At 70.2% G+C, this 17,428-nt stretch carries 17 protein-coding genes and 1 riboswitch; of the genes, 6 read left to right on the top strand and 11 right to left on the bottom strand.

The features are described from left to right. Positions 1 to 11 precede the first annotated feature (11 nt). Both ACE3SG_RS21650 and ACE3SG_RS21645 read right to left on the bottom strand, forming a co-directional pair. Complete coding sequence (locus tag ACE3SG_RS21650; protein WP_374568295.1) at positions 12 to 839, bottom strand: metallophosphoesterase; 828 nt, start codon at positions 837 to 839, stop codon at positions 12 to 14. A gap of 95 nt (positions 840 to 934) precedes the next feature. Beyond that, on the bottom strand, positions 935 to 1,843 hold the full coding sequence (locus tag ACE3SG_RS21645; protein ID WP_374568294.1) for an alpha/beta fold hydrolase: 909 nt from the start codon (positions 1,841 to 1,843) through the stop codon (positions 935 to 937). Positions 1,844 to 2,026: 183 nt separating this feature from the next. After that, positions 2,027 to 2,182, top strand: a riboswitch (FMN riboswitch). Positions 2,183 to 2,276: 94 nt separating this feature from the next. On the opposite strand from ACE3SG_RS21645, the gene ACE3SG_RS21640 reads away from it, so the two are divergent. Continuing rightward, the gene (locus ACE3SG_RS21640; protein ID WP_374568293.1) at positions 2,277 to 2,810 is read left to right on the top strand and encodes a 6,7-dimethyl-8-ribityllumazine synthase; all 534 of its coding nucleotides are present in this window, start codon (positions 2,277 to 2,279) and stop codon (positions 2,808 to 2,810) included. A gap of 45 nt (positions 2,811 to 2,855) precedes the next feature. On the opposite strand, the gene ACE3SG_RS21635 is transcribed toward ACE3SG_RS21640, so the two are convergent. The 4 genes from ACE3SG_RS21635 to ACE3SG_RS21620 all read right to left on the bottom strand — a co-directional run bounded on the left by ACE3SG_RS21635 (position 2,856) and on the right by ACE3SG_RS21620 (position 7,340). Then, a complete protein-coding gene (locus ACE3SG_RS21635) occupies positions 2,856 to 4,025 on the bottom strand; it encodes an ABC transporter permease (protein WP_374568292.1) in 1,170 nt (389 codons plus the stop codon). A gap of 108 nt (positions 4,026 to 4,133) precedes the next feature. Beyond that, positions 4,134 to 5,291 (bottom strand): ABC transporter permease, encoded by a 1,158-nt coding sequence (locus ACE3SG_RS21630; protein WP_374568291.1) that lies wholly within the window; start codon positions 5,289 to 5,291, stop codon positions 4,134 to 4,136. A 41-nt stretch (positions 5,292 to 5,332) separates the two neighbouring features. Then, positions 5,333 to 6,070 (bottom strand): ABC transporter ATP-binding protein, encoded by a 738-nt coding sequence (locus ACE3SG_RS21625; protein ID WP_374568290.1) that lies wholly within the window; start codon positions 6,068 to 6,070, stop codon positions 5,333 to 5,335. A gap of 10 nt (positions 6,071 to 6,080) precedes the next feature. Next, complete coding sequence (locus ACE3SG_RS21620) at positions 6,081 to 7,340, bottom strand: efflux RND transporter periplasmic adaptor subunit (RefSeq protein ID WP_374568289.1); 1,260 nt, start codon at positions 7,338 to 7,340, stop codon at positions 6,081 to 6,083. Between the two features lie 180 nt (positions 7,341 to 7,520). Between ACE3SG_RS21620 and ACE3SG_RS21615 the strand changes: the two genes are divergently transcribed. Next, a complete protein-coding gene (locus ACE3SG_RS21615; protein ID WP_374568288.1) occupies positions 7,521 to 8,069 on the top strand; it encodes an N-acetyltransferase family protein in 549 nt (182 codons plus the stop codon). A 48-nt stretch (positions 8,070 to 8,117) separates the two neighbouring features. After that, the gene (locus ACE3SG_RS21610) at positions 8,118 to 8,594 is read left to right on the top strand and encodes a dual specificity protein phosphatase family protein (protein ID WP_374568287.1); all 477 of its coding nucleotides are present in this window, start codon (positions 8,118 to 8,120) and stop codon (positions 8,592 to 8,594) included. A 14-nt stretch (positions 8,595 to 8,608) separates the two neighbouring features. Here ACE3SG_RS21610 and ACE3SG_RS21605 read toward each other — a convergent pair whose 3' ends face one another. The 3 genes from ACE3SG_RS21605 to ACE3SG_RS21595 form a co-directional block, all read right to left on the bottom strand. Continuing rightward, entirely contained in the window at positions 8,609 to 9,877 is a 1,269-nt protein-coding gene (locus ACE3SG_RS21605; protein WP_374568286.1) for an alanine racemase, read from the bottom strand. Between the two features lie 2 nt (positions 9,878 to 9,879). Next, on the bottom strand, positions 9,880 to 11,268 hold the full coding sequence (locus tag ACE3SG_RS21600; protein ID WP_374568285.1) for a D-arabinono-1,4-lactone oxidase: 1,389 nt from the start codon (positions 11,266 to 11,268) through the stop codon (positions 9,880 to 9,882). A gap of 70 nt (positions 11,269 to 11,338) precedes the next feature. Continuing rightward, on the bottom strand, positions 11,339 to 11,734 hold the full coding sequence (locus ACE3SG_RS21595) for a cytochrome c5 family protein (protein WP_374568284.1): 396 nt from the start codon (positions 11,732 to 11,734) through the stop codon (positions 11,339 to 11,341). Between the two features lie 59 nt (positions 11,735 to 11,793). Here ACE3SG_RS21595 and ACE3SG_RS21590 point away from each other — a divergent pair, with 59 nt between their 5' ends. Next, positions 11,794 to 12,504 (top strand): TetR/AcrR family transcriptional regulator, encoded by a 711-nt coding sequence (locus ACE3SG_RS21590; RefSeq protein WP_374568283.1) that lies wholly within the window; start codon positions 11,794 to 11,796, stop codon positions 12,502 to 12,504. Between the two features lie 125 nt (positions 12,505 to 12,629). On the opposite strand, the gene ACE3SG_RS21585 is transcribed toward ACE3SG_RS21590, so the two are convergent. After that, positions 12,630 to 13,724: an SUMF1/EgtB/PvdO family nonheme iron enzyme gene (locus tag ACE3SG_RS21585; protein ID WP_374568282.1), complete on the bottom strand. Its 1,095-nt coding sequence runs from the start codon at positions 13,722 to 13,724 to the stop codon at positions 12,630 to 12,632. Between the two features lie 115 nt (positions 13,725 to 13,839). On the opposite strand from ACE3SG_RS21585, the gene ACE3SG_RS21580 reads away from it, so the two are divergent. After that, positions 13,840 to 15,660, top strand: a complete 1,821-nt coding sequence (locus ACE3SG_RS21580; RefSeq protein WP_374568281.1) for a GSCFA domain-containing protein — start codon at positions 13,840 to 13,842, stop codon at positions 15,658 to 15,660. Between the two features lie 24 nt (positions 15,661 to 15,684). On the opposite strand, the gene ACE3SG_RS21575 is transcribed toward ACE3SG_RS21580, so the two are convergent. Further along, the gene (locus ACE3SG_RS21575; protein ID WP_374568280.1) at positions 15,685 to 16,356 is read right to left on the bottom strand and encodes a GntR family transcriptional regulator; all 672 of its coding nucleotides are present in this window, start codon (positions 16,354 to 16,356) and stop codon (positions 15,685 to 15,687) included. 83 nt (positions 16,357 to 16,439) lie between these two features. Here ACE3SG_RS21575 and ACE3SG_RS21570 point away from each other — a divergent pair. After that, a partial coding sequence (locus tag ACE3SG_RS21570) for a methylmalonyl-CoA mutase family protein (protein WP_374568279.1) occupies positions 16,440 to 17,428 on the top strand: 989 nt, incomplete at its 3' end.

Below are 17,428 nucleotides of genomic sequence, written 5' to 3'. Positions count from 1 at the left end.
CCCGCCGGGGCTCAGGCCCGCGGCACGTCGATGGCGAACTGGGGCCGGAAGGTCTCTTGCTCGCCCTTGCTGAAATAGCCGCGCGGGTTGGCGAACACCTCGCAGCGCTGGTCGCGGCCGGCGCGGTAATGGCTCGGGCAATGCAGGTGGCCGTGCAGCCACACGTCGGCCAGGTCGAACAACTCGTCCAGCGCATTGCAGAAGCCCGCGGTGCCGGGCGTGAGGCCATAGCGCGGGTCGGCGCTGCTCAGGCTCGGCGCGTAATGGGTGACGACGACGGTGGTGCCGTCGAACGGCTCGGCCAACGCGTTGCGCAGCCATTGCTGGCATTCGAGCGCGACCTGGCGCCACTGTTCGGCCAGCATTGGCTCGCCGTACCGGGTGGCCGTGAAGCGCTGCAGGTAGAAGTTGGCGGCGCGGTAGGCTTTCTCGCGCGCCTGCAACTGCTGGGTCACGGTGTTCTTGCCGTGCGCCAGTGCATCGAAATCACTCCACAAGGTGGTGCCGACGAAGCGGATGCCGTCGATCACCAGCGTTTCGCGTTCGAGCCAGGTGATGCCCAGCCGCTCGCAGGTGGCGCGCAGCCGCGCATGGGCCTCTTCGAAGTCGAGACCGTCGTACTCGTGGTTGCCCGGCAGGTACAGCACGCGCTGCCACGGCGCCCCTGGCTGGCCCGGGGCAAAGCGCTCGAGCCCGAAGTCAGAGCCGCCCAGCCGCGAGTTGGCCTGGTAAGAGCCGATGTCGCCGGCCAGCACCAGGGTGTCGGCGCCGGGCGCGTGCGGCAGCGTGAAATCGGCGTAACGCTCGAGGTGCAGGTCGGAGGCAAGTTGCAATCGCATGGGGGCGATGATCGCAAATCGTGGCGCGGCCCCATGCGTTGGCGCCAAGGTGCCGCTCGACCCGCCGGGGGGCGAGCGCTTTGGGTCCCCCGGGCTCAGGCCTGGTTGGCGAGGAAGGGCAGGGCGACCGAGAGCAACTGATCCGGTGCCTCTTCGGGGATGTAGTGGCCGCAGTCGACGGCCTGGCCGCGCACATCGGCTGCAACCTTTTGCCACTCGGCCAGCGGGTCGAAGCAGCGTTGCACGATGCCCTTGGCGCCCCACAACACCATCAGCGGCATCGCGAGCTTCAGCCCTTGCTCGCGATCGGCGCGGTCATGCTCAAGGTCGATCGTCGCGGCAGCGCGGTAGTCCTCGCACAGCGCGTGCGCGGCGCCGGGTTGGCTCAGGCAGCGGGTGTATTCGTTGAGTGCTCGAGGGTCGAACGGCCCGAGTCCTGCATGGCGCGCGCCCATCAACTCGCGCACATACGCGCCGGGGTCGGCCTCGAGCAGGCGCTCGGGCATCGGTGCGCGCTGGATCAGGAAGAACCAGTGCCAGTAGGCGCGGGCAAAGGCCTCGGTAGTTTGCGTGTACATCGCCAGAGTGGGCGCAATGTCCAGCAGCACCAGGCGGCTCACGGCTTGCGGGTGATCGGCGGCGAGCCGGTGCGTCACGCGCGCGCCGCGGTCGTGCGCCAGCACTGCGAAACGCGCATGGCCCAGCGCCTGCATCAGGCGCAGCATGTCGCGCGCCATCACGCGCTTGCTGTAGTTGCCGTGGTCGGCGGTGCCGGCCGGTTTGGACGAGTCGCCGTAACCGCGCAGGTCGGCCAGCACGACCGTGAAGCGCTCGGCGAGCCGGCCCGCCACGCGGTGCCAGATCACATGCGTCTGCGGGTGGCCGTGCAGCACCAGCAGCGGCGGGCCGCTGCCCCCCACCAGCGCATTGATCTCGACCCCCTCGTCGGTGGCCACGCGGCGTGGCGCGAAGCCGGGGAAGAACGTGGCGTCGACGGCATTCATGGCGGGGCATTCTCCGGGCGTGATTCCGGGCGTGATAGGTCTGGCTACGCATCGTAGAAGGTTTCGCCGACAGGGGCCGGGTGATGCCGGCGTGCCCGCACAAGAGGCCGGCCAGCCGGGCATCGCGCTGACAGCGCCCGGCGATGCGTTCTACACTGCCACCCGGCGGCCTTCGCGGGCCGCCAGCGTTCTCAGGGCGGGGTGAAAGTCCCCACCGGCGGTGATGGCGGGGCAACCTGCCGAGCCCGCGAGCGCCCATTCAGCTCCCGCTGAGTGGGGTCAGCAGACCCGGTGTGATCCCGGGGCCGACGGTCACAGTCCGGATGAAAGAGAACCGCTTCGGCTGGCACCGCCTGCTCATCGAGCAGGGCGACGGTGCGAGCCGTGCGTTCCTGCGCCCTGATTCTGGCCACCGTCTTTTCAAGGACACACCATGAATCAGTCTCTTGCCTCTCTGGCTTCTCCCAAGCTCCAGGCGTTGTCGCAGCCCACGCGGCCGCCGCGCCGCATCGCGGCCATTTGCGCCTCCTGGCACCGCGACATCGTCGACCGGGCGCGCGATGCGTTCTTCGCCGAACTGGCCCGCGAGGGCTGGCCGCCGGGCCAGGTCGAGACCTTCGACGTGCCCGGCGTGTTCGAGATCCCGCTGCTGGCGCGGCGGCTCGCGCAGACCGGCCGCTACGAAGCGATCGCGGCCTTCGGCTTCGTCGTCAACGGCGGCATCTACCGGCACGACTTCGTCTCCGGCACGGTGATCGACGGGCTGATGCGCGTGCAGCTCGAGACCGGCGTGCCGGTGCTGTCGGCGGTGCTGACGCCGCACCACTTTCACGAGCATGACGAGCACCGGCGCTACTTCAGCGAACACTTCGTCGTGAAGGGCACCGAGGCGGCGCAGGCCGCGCTGAAGATCGTCGCGCTGCACCGCGACCTCGACACGCTCGCGCGCATCGACGCACTGGCCTGATCGGCATGCGCTGAGCAGAAGAGGGCGGCCGCGTGCCGCCCTGGTTCAGGCCGCCCGCAGGCAGTCGACGATCTTCAGCCGCGCGGCGCGCCAGGCCGGCACGAAGCCGCCGACAAAGCCCATCACCAGCGAGAAGACCAGCGTCTGCGCCACGATGCCGGGCGTCAGCTTGAACTGGAACGCCAGCTCGGCGAAGGTCTGGAAGTTGGTGGTCGAGATGTCGACCGCCTGCATCACGCTGGCACCCAGCAGCCCCAGCACGCCGCCCACCAGGCTGAGCAGCAGGCTCTCGGACAAGAACGCCAGCAGCACCGCGCCGCGCCGGAACCCCAGCGCACGCAAGGTGCCGATCTCGCCGGTGCGTTGCGCCACCGCGGCGAACATCGTGATCATCGCGCCGACGATTGCGCCGATCGAGAAGATCACCGACAACACGGTGCCCAGGATGCGGATGAACTTGGCCAGGCCCTCGCTCTGCTCTTCGTAGAACTGGATCTCGGGCTTGGCGTCGACCTGCAGGCGCTGGTCGCCGTCGATCGCGGCCTTGAGCGTGGCAAACCCGTCGGCGCTGGCCAGGCGGAACACCACGGTCGAATACGCGCTGCGGCGAAACGACTGCATCATCAGGTCCGCATCGCCCCAGATCTCGGAGTCGAACGCGGTCTTGGCCGCGTCGAAGGCGCCGACGATCAGCCAGTCGCGGCCGCCGAAGCGCAGCGTCTCGCCGATGCGTGTGCCCTCGAAGCCCACTGCCACCGCGTGGCCGACCACGATCTCGGCCGTGCCGGCGCGGAACCAGCGGCCTTCGGTCAACCTCACCTGTGGCCGCAGCGTGGGGCCGGCCGTGCCCATGCCGCGCATCGTCACGTTGCTCGGCTTGCCGGTGCCGGCCTTGGGCAGCGAGTTGAGCACCACCGTTTCCTTCGACACCAGCCGCTCGCCCGCGCGGCCGGTGGCCACACCCGGCAACGATTCGAGGATGCCGGCCTGCACCCGGTCGACCCCGCTGTTGATCTCGGCCCCCGCGCCCTTGCGCAGCACCAGCACGTTGTCGGCCTGGCCGGTGGCCACCAGCGTCGCGCGGATGCCCTCGCTCATCATCAGCACGGTCGCGAAGGTGTAGACCACCAGCGCCATGCCCGCGGCCGTCAGCAGCGTGGTCACGCGCCGCACCCACAGGTTGCGGGCGATGTAGCTGAACGGTATGACCTTCATGTGCCTACGTCGTCAGTGGCAGCACTGGGCTCAGGCCAGCGCCGGGCCGCTCCCAAGCGGCCTGAGCGCCCTCTCGGAGGGCGGATGCGGTACTCCGCAGCCGGGTGTTCACGTGAAATGTCTCAGGCCTTGGACGATGTCGATCCGGCTCATGCGCCAGGCCGGCCAGGCGGCGGCCACGAGGCCGACCACCGCGGCCGCACCGCACTGCAGCGCCACCGTCGAGGCCTGCACCTTGAACACCGGCAGGAACGAACCCAGCGCGCCGGCGATGCCGGCCACCGCCGGGAAGGTGGCGGCCAGGCCGATCGCCCCGCCGATCAGCGCGATCAGCAGGCTTTCGCCGAACAGCAGCCGCACCACGAAGCCGGGCGAGAAGCCCAGCGCCTTCAGCGTCGCGTACTCGGCCATGCGCTCGCGCGCCGTCATCGTCATCGTGTTGGCCATCACCACCATGATGATCACGATGATGATGTAGCTGACCGCCTCGATCGCCGCCAGGATGGTCTCGCTCATCGAGACGAAGCTCAGCTGGAACGCGGCCTCGGTCTCGGTCAGCGTCTCGGCGGCCGAGTTCTTGAACTGCGCGTCGACGCGCTGCGAGATCAGCGCGGCGTTGTGCGGCTCGTCGATGCCCAGCACATAGACACCGACGAAATCGGCCCGCGGGCCGTATTTCTTGCGCAGCGTCTCGTTGATGTACTGCCAATGGAACAGCATCTGCGACTCGTCGGTCTTGGCCTCGGCGCCGTCCCAGATGCCGCGCAGCGTGAAGGTCCAGGTGCCCGAGTAGATCGTGCCGCGGATGGGGATCTGGTCGCCGACCTTCCAGCCGTAGGTGTTGGCGAGCTTGCGGCCGACGATCGCGCCCTGGCGGTCGCGCAGAAAGGCCTGCTTCTCGTCTTCGCTCAGCCGGTACTCGGGGTACAGCTTCAGGTAGCTCGCCGGCTCGACCGCGAACTGCGGGAAGAAATTGCGCTCGGTCTGGTACACCCCGCCGAACCAGTTGGCCCACGAGATCGTCGTGACCCCGTCGACCGCCTTCAGCCGCTGCGCATAGCTCAAAGGCAGCGGGAAGGTCAGCGACACCGCGCTGCGCGTGACCAGCCGCGTGCTGGAGCTCGCCGCCACGCCCGCATACCAGGCGTCGATCAGCGTGCGCAGCAGGCCGAACGCACACACCGCCACCACCAGGCCGACGATCGTCAGCCCGGTTCGCAGCCGGTGGCGAAAGGCGTTGCGCAGCAGCAGCTTGAGCAGGAACATGTCGATCGTCTTGGTGGGCCTGAGAGGTGGTGCTGCGCCGGTCAGGCCGGCGCCTCGTCCACCAGCACGCCTTTTTCCAGGTGCACCATGCGCTGCGCCTTGGCGGCGGCCTTGGGGTCGTGGGTGACCATCACGATGGTCTTGCCGAGCTCACGCACCAGCCGGTCCATCAGCTGCAGCACCTCTTCGCCGGTGGTGCGGTCGAGGTCGCCGGTGGGCTCGTCGGCCACGATGAGGCGCGGGTCGGTGACCAGCGCACGCGCGATCGCCACCCGCTGCTGCTGGCCGCCAGAGAGCTCGTTGGGCCGGTGGTCGGCGCGGTCGGCCAGGCCCACCAGCGCCAGCAGCGCGTCCACGCGCTCGCCGCGCTCGCGCGGCGACAGGCGGGTCAGCAGCAGCGGCAGTTCGATGTTCTCGAACGCGGTCAGTACCGGCAGAAGGTTATAGAACTGGAAGATGAAGCCGACGTTGGCCGCGCGCCAATCGGCCAGCTGGCCTTCGCTCAGCGTGGCGATGTCCACGCCGGCGATCTCGATCGTGCCGCTGCTGGCTTGGTCGATGCCGGCGATCAGGTTCAGCAGCGTGGTCTTGCCCGAGCCCGACGGACCCATCAGCGCGACGAACTCGCCCGATCGGACATCGAGGTTGATGTCTTCCAGCACCGGGATGTCGAGCCGGCCGCGGCGGTAGGCCTTGCTGAGCGAGCGGATGCGGATCAGCGGCGGCTCGCTGCCGGGCGTGCCCTGGGCCGGTGGGCCGGCCGCGGTGGTGGCGCTCATCGGGCCGCCCTCACTTCGAGGCCACGGCCACGGCGGCGCCCGCGGCGAGCTTGTCGCCGGGGCTCAGCACCACGCGGTCGCCGCGCTGCAGCGCACCGGCCGCGATCTCCACCACGTCACCCAGCGTGCGGCCGGGTGTCACCGGCACCGCTTCGAGCTTGTCGCCGGCGCCGATGCGAAACACGATCTTCTTGCCGTCACGCTCGGCGATGGCCTTCGGGTTCACGGCCATCACCGGCTTCTGGTCGGCGTCGCTCGGCGCTTGCGACAGGAAGTTGACCTTGGCGCTCATCTCGGGCAGCACCCGCGGGTCGAGTTTTTCGAAGCGGATCTTGGTCATCACCGTGGCCTTGGCGCGGTCGACCGTGGGCACGATGCGCGCGACGCTGCCGCGAAAGCGGGTGTCGGGCAGCGCGTCGAGCGTGATCTCCACCGGCTGGTCGGGCTTGACCTTGCCGACGCTGGACTCGGACACATCGGCCTCGACCTCCAGCGTCGACAGATCGGCCATCGTCACCACCGCGCCCGAGGTGCCGGCCGCGTTGGAGAACGGCGTGATCAGGTCGCCGACGTTGGCGTTCTTGACCAGCACCACGCCGTCGAACGGGGCGCGGATCTCGGTCGAATCGCGGTTGACCCGCTGCACCTTGACCTGGGCCTTCGCCTGCCCGATGGCGGCGCGAGCAGTGGCCAGCGCGGCCTCGGCGGCGGCGGTGCCGGCGGCGGCGGTGCGGGCGCGGGTGCGCGCAGCGTCCACCGCCTGCGGCGAGACGAAGGATTGCGCCGCCAGGCCCAGCGTGCGCTGCAACTCGTCGTCGGCATTGGCCTGCTGGGCTTGCGCCAGCTTCACGTTCGCTGCGGCCTGCCGCACTGCCGCCTCGGTCTGCCGCACGCCGGCCTCGCTGACCCCCAGGCTGGCGTCCACATCGGCGGCGTCGAGCCGGGCCAGCAGCTCGCCCTTTTTCACCAGGCTGCCTTCGCGCACGTTCAGCTCCACCAGCCGCCCGGTGCCCTTGGACGACACGGCGGCGCGGCGCTGCGCCACCACATAGCCCGAGGCCGCGAGCTGGTTGTATTGCTGTGACGGGTAGGCCGTTTGCACCGTGGCGGCCTGCACCTCGGCCTTGCGTGGCGCGAACAGCGCGATGGCCACGCCGACCGCGCCCAGCGCCGCGACGACCCACGGCCAGCGCCGGCGTCTGTGGCGACTGTTCTGGCGGTCGATCTTCGGCAATCCAAGGGGCGCGGCGGGCGAGGGATGGTCGGCCATGGGCGGGTGAAGAGTGAAGGGCGATGCAAGACGGCTGGCTGCGCAGCATGCCATGACGGCCCGATGGTGTGGCGCGCATTGCCCGCGCGGCGCGTGTGTGTCTTGCCAGACATGCCGGGCCGCGGCATTGTCACGGGCATGACGCCCGATGCCGCCCTCGCCCATGTCACTGTCGAACCCATGGCCCCGCGCCACCAGGCCGCGTGGCTGCATTTCTTCGACCACGTGGCCTTTGCCGACAACCCGCGCTGGGCCAGTTGCTACTGCCAGTTTCCGACCGCCGACCACCTGGCCGTGGCGTGGAAGAGCCGCAGCGCAGCCGACAACCGCGCCAGCGCCTGCACCCGCATCGCCAATGGGCAGCAACGGGGGGTGGTCGCGTTGGACGGTGGCGGCGCGGTGGTGGGCTGGTGCAACGCCGGCCCCTGGCGCAGCTTCAGCATCATGGACGACGAGACGCCCGAGCCGTTGGCGGACCAACTCGGGGCGATCACCTGCTTCGTCGTCGCGCCGGCCTGGCGCGGGCGCGGCGTGTCGCAGGCCTTGCTGAAGGCCGCGTGCGAGATGCTGAGGGCCGATGGCCTGGTGGCGGTCGACGCCTGGACCAAGCCCGGCGAGACCTCGCCCACCGCCAACCACACCGGCTCGTTCACGCTCTACCAGCGCGCCGGCTTCGTCGTCGCCAGGGACAAGGTGGGTGACGGCGTGGTGGTGCGCAAAACGCTGTAGCCTGTGGCCAACGCCCGGCCGGCTTCACTCGGCCAGAAGGAATGATGAATGGCTTTTCGCCGCGTTGAACTGCCGGCCGGTGTGCCCGGTGCGCTGTGGCTCAGCTCGATGCCGGGGCGCTGGGAGCCCTGGGCCAACTTCATCGACGAAGCGCGGCGCACCCACCTGGCCTTGACGCTGTGCCTGACCGAGCCGAGCGAGGTGGCCGAGTTGTCGCCGGACTATCGGCAGGCCATCGACACCGGCACGCTGCCCGGCACCTGGATCAACGTGCCGATGCGCAACTACGACGTGGCCGACGACGCGGCGGACCTGCGTGACGCGGTCGACACGGTGGCACGGACGCTGCGCGAAGGCGGCGCGGTGCTGCTGCATTGCGCGGCGGGCATGGGCCGCACCGGCACCGCGGCGGCCTGCGTGCTCAAGCGCCTGGGCCTGCCGGTGGACGAAGCCCTGCGCCGCGTGCGAGACGCCGGCTCGAACCCGCAGAGCGCCGTGCAGTCGGGCCTGGTGAACTGGTTCTGATGCGAAGCCGAGGCTCAGGCTGAGGCGGGAAAGACCGGCCAGCGCTCGACCGGCTTGCCCTGGTCAATCACGACGATCGCGCCGAATTGCAGGAACACCGCTTCGCTCTGGCGTGGCCGCAGAAAGACCCAGTCGCCCACCGCCAGCGGCACCGACGGCGAGGCCACCATCACCTGCTGGTTCGACGATGGCCCATACAGGCCGCTGGGCGCCACGCCGGGCGGCGAGACCGGGTCGGCCAGCCAGTGGCCGCCGTGCATCGCCAGCGCGCGGCGCTCGTTCACGTCCCACCAGCGGGCCAGGCTCGACACGGTCTGCGCGCCGACCGGCAGGCGAAACTCGTCCATCACCTTCAGCACCGGCGTGGCGATGAAGGCGGCCGGTTGCAGCGCGGCGAGCGAGGGCTTGTCGAAGTCCGACGGCTTGACGGCCGCTGAGCCGACCGACAGCTCGTTCGGTGCGTGCTGGTCGTCGTGCAGGTGGAAGGTGGGCGAGCCGGCGGCGTTCAGCGTCCAACCCGGCTGCGGGCCCCCCAGGCGCTGCTGCGCCAGTGCCAGCATCGCGCTGTAGCGGCGCTGGGCTTCGGCCTGGGCGCTGGCGCGGTTGCCGGCCAGGTCGGGGATGGCGGCCAGGTGCGCGTCGTAGCCCATGAAGCCGGCAAACGGCAGCAGCGGCTCCTCTTTCAGCAGGTCCAGCATCTGCGCCAGCACCGCCTCGCTCTCGACACCGCCGCGGTGCAGCCCGACATCGATCTCGATGTTGACCCGCATCGCCTGGCCGCGCGCCTTGGCCAGCGCGCGGTACTCGGCCAGGCGCTGCGGCGTGTCGATCAGCCACTGGATCTGGCGCGTCGGGTCGAAGCCATCGCCGGCTGGCTGCTCAAGCACCCAGCGGGCGGCCGATGCGGGCAAGGGCTTGCCGAGCAGCATGTCGGTCGCCGGGCGCTCCTTGGCGACCAGGGCCAGTTGCGGCGCGTTGAACAGCATGGCGCGTGGTGTCTGCCACGCGGCCAGCGCCTCGTCGATCAGGCCTAACGACGGAAGCGACTTGACCACCACCCGCAGCGGCAGCTTGGCATGGGCCGTCTGGCGGATCTGGGCCAGGTTGGCGTGCAGGCGCTGGCGGTCGACCACCAGCATCGGCATCGCCGGCAGGCCGGCCAGCGCAGCGGCGAGCTGGCTGAAGTAGCTGTCGTGGCCGCCCCCTTGGTCGTTCGGGCGGGCCACCCAGGCGGCCGCGGCTGCGGCGGCTGTGCCACCCAGCAGCAAGTTGCGTCGTTTCATCGTCAAGTCTCGCCGAACAGGCGGCGCAGATAGGGGTTGAGCATGCGGCCGGTCGGATCCAGCTCGCGCCGCACCTGCTGGAAATCGTTCCAGCGTGGGTACAGCGCGCGCAGCTCGGCGGCGGTGCGGTCGTGCAGCTTGCCCCAGTGGGGCCGGCCGGCGTGGCGGCGGTAGACGGCGCCGATGTCTTTCACCAGGTAGTCCCAGGGCTCGTCGTGCGCCGCGTGCACGGCGATCGAGCAGCTGTCGCGGCCGTGGAAGGGGGACAGCCACGCGTCGTCTGCCGCGATGAAGCGAAACTCGATCGGGAAGAACACGTCGTCGCGTTTCTCCAGCGTGGCCAGCACCTCGCGCAGGCAGGCCACGCCCTGCTCGCGCGGCACATGGCATTCGCTTTCGTTGAAGCGGGTCGGGCGCTGCGTGGACAGCAGCTTCCACGACCAGTCGGTCGCCTCTTCGGTCATCGTCGGGTCGATCGCCTTCTGCGCCACCCAGCGCCGCAGCGCGGGCCAGCGGCCGAACCAGTCGCGCAGGCGCTTCAGGTCGCGCAGCACGTCTTCGTCCGGCGCCGGTGGCCGAGTGCGTGGCGCCTCGTTGACTTCGTCGTGCGTGATCGCGGCGCCGTAGCCGGTGTGCGGCAACAGATAACACTCGAACTGGTGGTGCGTGGCGGCCAGCGTGGGCACGGCCTGCAACAGCTCTTCGGTCGGCATCAGCCACACGCGGCGGTGCAGCACATGGCGTGGCCGCACCCGCAGCGTGACCTCGCTCAGCACGCCGAGCGCGCCGAGCGACACCTGCGCGGCGGCGAACACCTCGGGCCGTTGCGTGCGGCTGCAGACGATGCGCTCGCCACGCGGGGTCAACAGCGTCAGCTGCTGCGCCTCGGCGTGCAGCGCGGGCAGCTTGGCGCCGGTGCCGTGGGTGGCGGTGGCCAGCGCGCCGGCCAGCGTCTGCACGTCGATGTCGGGCAGGTTGAGAAAGGCCAGGCCCACCGCGTCGAGCGCACGCGAGGCCGCGGCCAGGCGCGTGCCGGCGCCCAGCGTGGCGGTGCCGGCGGCGGCGTCGTGCGCCCGCAGGCCAGCCAACCGGTCCATCGACAGCAGCGTGCCTTCAGTTGGCACCAATTGCGTGAACGAGTGGCCGGCGCCGACGCTGCGCAGGGGCGCCGCTGCGTTGCGCAGCAAGGCCAGCGTCTCGTCTTCGGTGGCCGGCACGGCCCAGGCCGCGGGTTGGCAGCTTTGCAGGCCCGACCAGTTGTGCCAGGCTGGCTTCGGCGCCGCCGACGGGGCACCCGATGCTGCCGGGCCGGCGGCCCATGCAGACACCGGCCGCAGCGCCGCCGCCACACCCGCGGCACCGATGCCGCGCAACAGCGCGCGGCGGCTCATGACGGCTCCCCAGGGCCTGCGGCCCGTCCCTCCGAGAGGGAGCGAGCCCCTTCGGGCGGCCGTGCGGGGCTCATTGAGGCACCCCGCGCAAATGGGCGATCAGCGTGGTGAGATCGTCGTCGCTGCACTCGGGGCACCAGCCCATCGGGGGCATCGCGCCTTTGCCTTGGCGCACGCTGGCCACCAGGGCCGGCACGCCGGCTGCCTCGCGCGGGGCCCAGGCCTGGCGGTCGCCGTGCTGGGGTGCGCCGGTGCCGGTGACCTCGTGGCAACTGGCGCAGGCGCGGTCGTACAAGCCGGCCAGGCGCATGTCGGCCAGTGGCGCGCTGGCGGCGACCGAGGCCGAGGTGGTGGCGGGGGTCTCGGCGGGCCGGCTGCAAGCGGCCAGGCTCAGCAACGCGGTGGCGCCGAACAGGCCCCACGCGCCGAGGCGGCCGTGGTGACAGGGTATGTCGCTACAAAACATAGCTATAACTATCGTATAGCCGTGCCTAGAATTCCACCCGGGGACAACCCTGAAGCACCATGCCCCGATCTGCCGACCCGTCCACCCGCCGCGCTGCCACCAAGACCCGCCCCTCGGGCTCGTCCAAAGGCGCGGCCGACGCCGGGCCGGATTTGCGCCCCAAAGCGGTGCCGCGGCAGGGCCGGGCGCTCGAGACCTACGAGCGCCTCCTCGGGGTCGCAGCCGATCTGCTGGGCGAGGTGGGGGTCGAGCGCTGGTCGACCAACCTCGTCTGCGAGCGCGCCGGGCTGACGCCGCCGGCGCTGTACCGCTACTTCCCGAACAAGTACGCGCTGCTGCACGAGTTGGGCGAGCGCTTGATGGCGGTGCAGAACCAGTTGCTGGAAAACTGGGCCACGCCCGAGACGCTGGCGCAGCCGCGCGCGCGGCTGGAGGCCAGCGTGATGGACTTGTTCACCCAGACGGTCGAGGTGACCGTGGCTGCGCCGGCCGGGGTGTGGATCACGCGCGCACTGCGTGCGGTGCCAGCGCTGCAAGAGGTGCGCATCGCGTCGCACCGGCACGTTAGCGGCATCATCGAGCAGGCGTTCATGGCCGCACACCCCCAGGCCGAGCGGGCCGACGTGCAGATCTTCGCGCGGCTGGCGATCGAGGCCGCCTATGCGACGCAGGAGATGCTGTTCGACGACCCGGGGCTGGACCCGATGGTGGTTGGCCGCATGCTCGCCTCGATGATCGCCGGCGAGGCGGTCAAACTACGCAAACCGTAGGTTTTGCGCGATCTCCCGGCCCGGTGCATCCCGGGCCTCTTCAAGTGGCGTGCGCGGATCCGGCTACGCCGGTCCGCTGCGCGAGCCCCCTCGAGGGGCAAGCCCCCGGGAGGGGGCGTGGGGGCCTATATCGCAGCGCTGCGGAAACCCCAGAAGCCATCGTTGCGGTCGGCGGGCATCTCGCGGGTAGTGGGTTGCTGGCGCAGGTGCGGGGCGGTGGCGAACGAGGCGCCGATCAGTTGCGGCGGCGGGGTGGTCGGCGGTGTGGTGTCGTCCGCGGCTTCGGCATCCACGGCCGTGTCGCTGCGCACCCATTCCCACACTTCGCCCCAGGCAAAACCTTCGGCGGCTGACTGGGCGGCGCGCCACTCGCCGGCCGTGAGCAGCCGGCGGCCGGCCCAGCGGCACCAGGCTTCGGCCTCGTGCGCGCTCAGGTGCATGGCGGGCTGCATCGGGTCCAGCGGCACCCATTGGCCGAAGCGGGCGCGGCGGGGCGCTTCGTCGCCCTCGGGCGCGGGCACGTGGCGCGGGCGGGTCAGGCCGGCGCGCTTGCGCCAGTCCCAGCCTTCGGCCGTCCAGAACTCGCGCTGGGTGTAGCCGCCGGCGTCGACGAATGGCAGGAAGCGGGCCCATGAGACCGGGTGGCTGTCGACGGCGGGCGGCTCGTCGGGCGCATGTGGCAGGGGGGCAGCATCGTCGGCTGCGGCGCCGGGGTCGATGCCCAGCGTCTGCGCGATGGCCAGCCAGTCTTCGTGCAGGCGGTCTTCGGCATCGAGCACCTTGGCGAACAGGGCCAGGGCCTGCGGGCGGCGCGCGGCAGCCGGCAGCAGCGCCAGGCTTTGGGCGCGGGTGCGGCGCGCCCAGTCGAGCAGGGCGGCGGTGCTGGGCAGCGGCTGGTTCCAGCGCGCGGGGTGGTTGACGCGGCGGTCGTCGAACCAGGCGTCGGCCTTCGGCAGCAACGCCAGGGGCGCGCGCGGGGCGTTGGCGTCGTCGGTGCCGGCCATCAGGCCTGGGTGGCGGCTGGTCCACCAGCCTTCGAACCAGGCCAGGTGGCCCAGGTCCCACAGCGGCGGGCTCAGCTCGGGCAGGTAGCGCGGCAGGGCCTGGGCGCCGATGGCGGCCTGCAGCCGGTGAAACAGGGCCAGGGTGTGGGCCCGGCTGGCGTCAAGGGCGGCGGCCAGCGAGGCGGCGGTCCAGGTGGGTTCGGTGGCAGGGGTCATCGTGGGTTCGGCAACAGGCGCGAAATTATCGCGGGCCGATTTGCCGGCGCTGCCCGGCCATTTCGAGCGATTGCCCGGCCGCCGTTTGGTCACACTCGAACGGCGGAGGCCGACCATGCACCAACTCACCCACCCCTACAGCGACCTGCCTGCCAAGGCCTTCTGGAAGGCGGCGGTCGCCGACCGCGCCGACCGGCCGTTCGAGGCGTTGTGGTCGCCGCGGTTCGACATCCACGCCGGCACACGCTTTGCCACGGCGGGCTCGTGCTTTGCGCAGCACATCAGCCGCTGGCTGCGCTCGCACGGTTACGCGTGGGTCGATTCCGAGCCGGCGCCCGCAGGGCTGTCGGCAGCCGATGCCGAGGCCGGCGGCTGGGGCGTGTTCTCGTTTCGCACAGCCAACATCTACACCGTGGCCCTGCTCGAGCAATGGGTCTCGTGGGCCCTGGGCGATGCGGTGCCGCCAGATGAGGTGTGGGAAGACGACGGCCGATTCTTCGACCCCTTCCGGCCCACCGTGCCGGCCGGCGGCTACGCCACGGCGGCAGAGGTGCTGCGCGCCCGTGCGCACACGCTGGCCTGCATCCGCGAGGCCTTGTCGCAGATCGACGTGCTGGTCTTCACGCTCGGCTTGACCGAGGGTTGGCAGCATGTGGACGGGTACGCCTACCCGATGTGCCCGGGCACGGTGCGCGGCCAGTTCGACGCCGGCCTGCATCGCTTCGTCAACCACGGCACGGCAGACGTCGTCACCCGCCTGAATGCCACGATGGACCGGTTGCGCCAGGTGCGGCCCGGCATGCGTTTCTTGTTGACCGTCTCACCGGTGCCGCTCACGGCCACTGCGTCGGGCGGGCATGTGTTGACGGCGACGATGCATTCGAAGTCGGTGCTGCGTGCGGCGGCCGGCGAGCTGGTGGCGCGCCGCGACGATGTGGACTACTTCCCGTCGTACGAGATCATCGCGGGGCTGCAAAGTGGTGGCCGCTACTACGAAGCCAACCTGCGCTCGGTCAAGCACGAGGGCGTCGAATTCGTGATGCGCCATTTCGCGGCCGGGTTGGGGTTGGGGGACGAAGCGACCGCTGCGCCGGTCGTCGTGCCAGCCCCCGCCGAACCCGCGGCCGACGACGACGGTGAACTGAGCTGCGAAGAGGCCTTGCTGGAGTCGTTTGCCCGCTCGGGCGCCGAGGCCGTGGGCAGCCCGCCGGGCGCGCGCCTGTGCCTGCTGGGCGACAGCCACATGACCTTTCTGTCTCGCGCTTTGCAGCGGCGGGGTGTCGAGCATGTCGGCAACATGATCATGCGGGGATCGAGCTGGTACAAGAACCAGTTCCACCTCGACCGCGACGAGATCTTCGTGCCGCTCGAGGGCGCCAAGTCGCGCCGCATCTGGGCCGGCATGCTGCCGTTCTTTGCCCCCGACCATCCGGTGCCGGCGGCGCAGCGTGTGGTCATCACCAACATCGGGTTGCACACCCATGTGGCGGCCCAGCCGTTCGCGGCCTGGGTGGCCAGCCAGTTTCCAGATGGTGAGGTCGATACCGAGCAGGCCCTGGCCTACTACCGGCGCCTCAACCGCGAGCGGCTCAGCGTCGTCGAGGCGGTGCTGGCGCGAGGCTTTCGCGTCATCGCCCTGACCGACCCGCCGATGCAATCGCGCAACCCGCGCATGCAGCCGCACCTGGCCGCACTCGACGCCTACGAATCGCTGGCGCGGCATGCGCTGCAAGAGTTGGGCTGCGAGACGTGTTCGGTGCGCGAGCTGATGGGTGTCAGCGGCTTCGATGGCAGCGAGGCGCGCTACTACCGCCCGGACCGCGACGAGAACGGCGGCGTCGACTGGATCCACGGCAGCGAAGCCTGGTACGACGAGGTGCTGGCGGCCTTGCTGCCGCTGATCGATTCGGCGCCGGCCGAGGCCCTGGCGGCCTGAGCGCTGCGCCGCGGGCGCGGCAGATCAGCGCTCAGCCGCCACTGAGGCGGCCACCGGCGTGGCGGCCGCCAAGCCGTTGGCGAAGTGCTCGCGCATCAGGCGCGCGGCCTGGTCGGGCCGGCGCGTTTCGAGCGCCTGCATCACCGCGCGGTGTTCGGCCAGCGACTCGGCGATCCGCCCTTGCTTGAACAGCGAGTGGTGGCGGTTGAGCTTCATCACCTTGCGCAGGTCGCCGACGATCTGGCTGCGCCAGCGGTTGCCGGCGATGGCCAGCAGGCGCAGGTGGAACTGCTCGTTGATCGCGAAGAACGCGTCGCGGTGGCGGGCCTGCTTTTCGAGCTTGTCGTGCAGGCCGCGCAGCTCGGCGATCTCGCCGTCGCTGGCGTTCTCGGCCACTTCGGCGGCAGCGTCTGCCTCGAGCAGCCCGAGCAGGCGGTAGACCTGCTGCACATCGGCGGCCGACATCTCGGTGACGTAGGCGCCGCGCCGCACCTTCATCGTCACCAGGCCCTCGACGGCCAGCACCTTCAGCGCCTCGCGCAATGGCGTGCGGCTGATGCCGTATTCCTGCGCGAGCTTCAGCTCGTCGATCCAGCTGCCGGGCTCGAGCTCACGGTTGAAAATCTGCTCGCGCAGCCGCTCGGCCACCTGCTGGTACAGGGCGCGTGGGGCGAGCGACGTGGCGACTTCGGGCACGGTTTGGCTGATTGTCAGATCGGTGTCAAGCTTGAATTCATAATTATGCATAACGTATCATGCGTGGCAAGCAGGAGTTTCCGATGACCCATCCGAAAGAGTTCGCCCCCGCCACGCTGGCCCAATGGGAGAAGGCGGCGGCCAAGTCGGCCCCCGGTGGCAATGTGGCCGCGCTGAATTGGGTCACGCCCGAAGGGCTGACCGTGAAGCCGCTGTACACCGCGGCCGACACGGCGAACCTGCCGCATGCCGACACGCTGCCGGGCTTCGAGCCCTTCATCCGCGGCCCGCAGGCCACGATGTATGCGGTGCGGCCGTGGACGATCCGCCAGTACGCAGGCTTCTCGACCGCCGAAGAATCGAACCGCTTCTACCGCAAGGCGCTGGCCGCCGGCGCGCAGGGTGTCAGCGTCGCGTTCGACCTGGCCACCCACCGCGGCTATGACAGCGACCACCCGCGCGTGACGGGTGACGTGGGCAAGGCAGGGGTCGCGATCGACTCGGTCGAGGACATGAAGATCCTGTTCGACGGCATCCCGCTCGACAAGGTGAGCGTGTCGATGACGATGAACGGCGCGGTGCTGCCGGTGCTGGCTGGCTACGTGGTGGCGGCCGAAGAGCAGGGCGTGTCGCAAGACAAGTTGAGCGGGACCATCCAGAACGACATCCTCAAGGAGTTCATGGTCCGCAACACCTACATCTTCCCGCCCGAGCCGAGCATGCGGATCATCGGCGACATCATCGAGTACACGGCGCAGAAGATGCCGAAGTTCAACTCGATCTCGATCTCGGGCTACCACATGCAGGAAGCCGGCGCCAACCAGGCGCTGGAGCTGGCCTTCACGCTGGCCGACGGCAAGGAGTATGTGAAGACCGCGCTGGCCAAGGGCCTGGACGTGGACGAGTTCGCCGGCCGCCTGAGCTTCTTCTGGGCGATCGGGATGAACTTCTATCTCGAGATCGCGAAGATGCGCGCCGCCCGGCTGCTGTGGACGCGCATCATGAAGGGCTTCAACGCGAAGAACCCCAAGAGCCTGATGCTGCGCACGCACTGCCAGACCTCGGGCTGGAG

This window comes from Ideonella sp. (genome assembly GCF_041914305.1).
In the GTDB taxonomy this organism is placed as follows: domain Bacteria; phylum Pseudomonadota; class Gammaproteobacteria; order Burkholderiales; family Burkholderiaceae_C; genus Ideonella.
Note: the sequence above shows the minus strand (reverse complement) of the source record. Positions and strands in the feature narration are given on the sequence as shown.

Excerpts from the sequence above, each read along its gene's own strand:
- ACE3SG_RS21630 (WP_374568291.1), bottom strand. The coding sequence starts at position 5,291 with ATGTTCCTGCTCAAGCTGCTGCTGCGCAACGCCTTTCGCCACCGGCTG.
- ACE3SG_RS21590 (WP_374568283.1), top strand. The coding sequence starts at position 11,794 with ATGCCCCGATCTGCCGACCCGTCCACCCGCCGCGCTGCCACCAAGACC.
- ACE3SG_RS21625 (WP_374568290.1), bottom strand. The coding sequence starts at position 6,070 with ATGAGCGCCACCACCGCGGCCGGCCCACCGGCCCAGGGCACGCCCGGC.
- ACE3SG_RS21600 (WP_374568285.1), bottom strand. The coding sequence starts at position 11,268 with ATGAGCCGCCGCGCGCTGTTGCGCGGCATCGGTGCCGCGGGTGTGGCG.
- ACE3SG_RS21650 (WP_374568295.1), bottom strand. The coding sequence starts at position 839 with ATGCGATTGCAACTTGCCTCCGACCTGCACCTCGAGCGTTACGCCGAT.
- ACE3SG_RS21580 (WP_374568281.1), top strand. The coding sequence starts at position 13,840 with ATGCACCAACTCACCCACCCCTACAGCGACCTGCCTGCCAAGGCCTTC.
- ACE3SG_RS21585 (WP_374568282.1), bottom strand. The coding sequence starts at position 13,724 with ATGACCCCTGCCACCGAACCCACCTGGACCGCCGCCTCGCTGGCCGCC.
- ACE3SG_RS21610 (WP_374568287.1), top strand. The coding sequence starts at position 8,118 with ATGGCTTTTCGCCGCGTTGAACTGCCGGCCGGTGTGCCCGGTGCGCTG.
- ACE3SG_RS21640 (WP_374568293.1), top strand. The coding sequence starts at position 2,277 with ATGAATCAGTCTCTTGCCTCTCTGGCTTCTCCCAAGCTCCAGGCGTTG.
- ACE3SG_RS21620 (WP_374568289.1), bottom strand. The coding sequence starts at position 7,340 with ATGGCCGACCATCCCTCGCCCGCCGCGCCCCTTGGATTGCCGAAGATC.
- ACE3SG_RS21605 (WP_374568286.1), bottom strand. The coding sequence starts at position 9,877 with ATGAAACGACGCAACTTGCTGCTGGGTGGCACAGCCGCCGCAGCCGCG.
- ACE3SG_RS21645 (WP_374568294.1), bottom strand. The coding sequence starts at position 1,843 with ATGAATGCCGTCGACGCCACGTTCTTCCCCGGCTTCGCGCCACGCCGC.
- ACE3SG_RS21615 (WP_374568288.1), top strand. The coding sequence starts at position 7,521 with ATGGCCCCGCGCCACCAGGCCGCGTGGCTGCATTTCTTCGACCACGTG.
- ACE3SG_RS21595 (WP_374568284.1), bottom strand. The coding sequence starts at position 11,734 with ATGTTTTGTAGCGACATACCCTGTCACCACGGCCGCCTCGGCGCGTGG.
- ACE3SG_RS21635 (WP_374568292.1), bottom strand. The coding sequence starts at position 4,025 with ATGAAGGTCATACCGTTCAGCTACATCGCCCGCAACCTGTGGGTGCGG.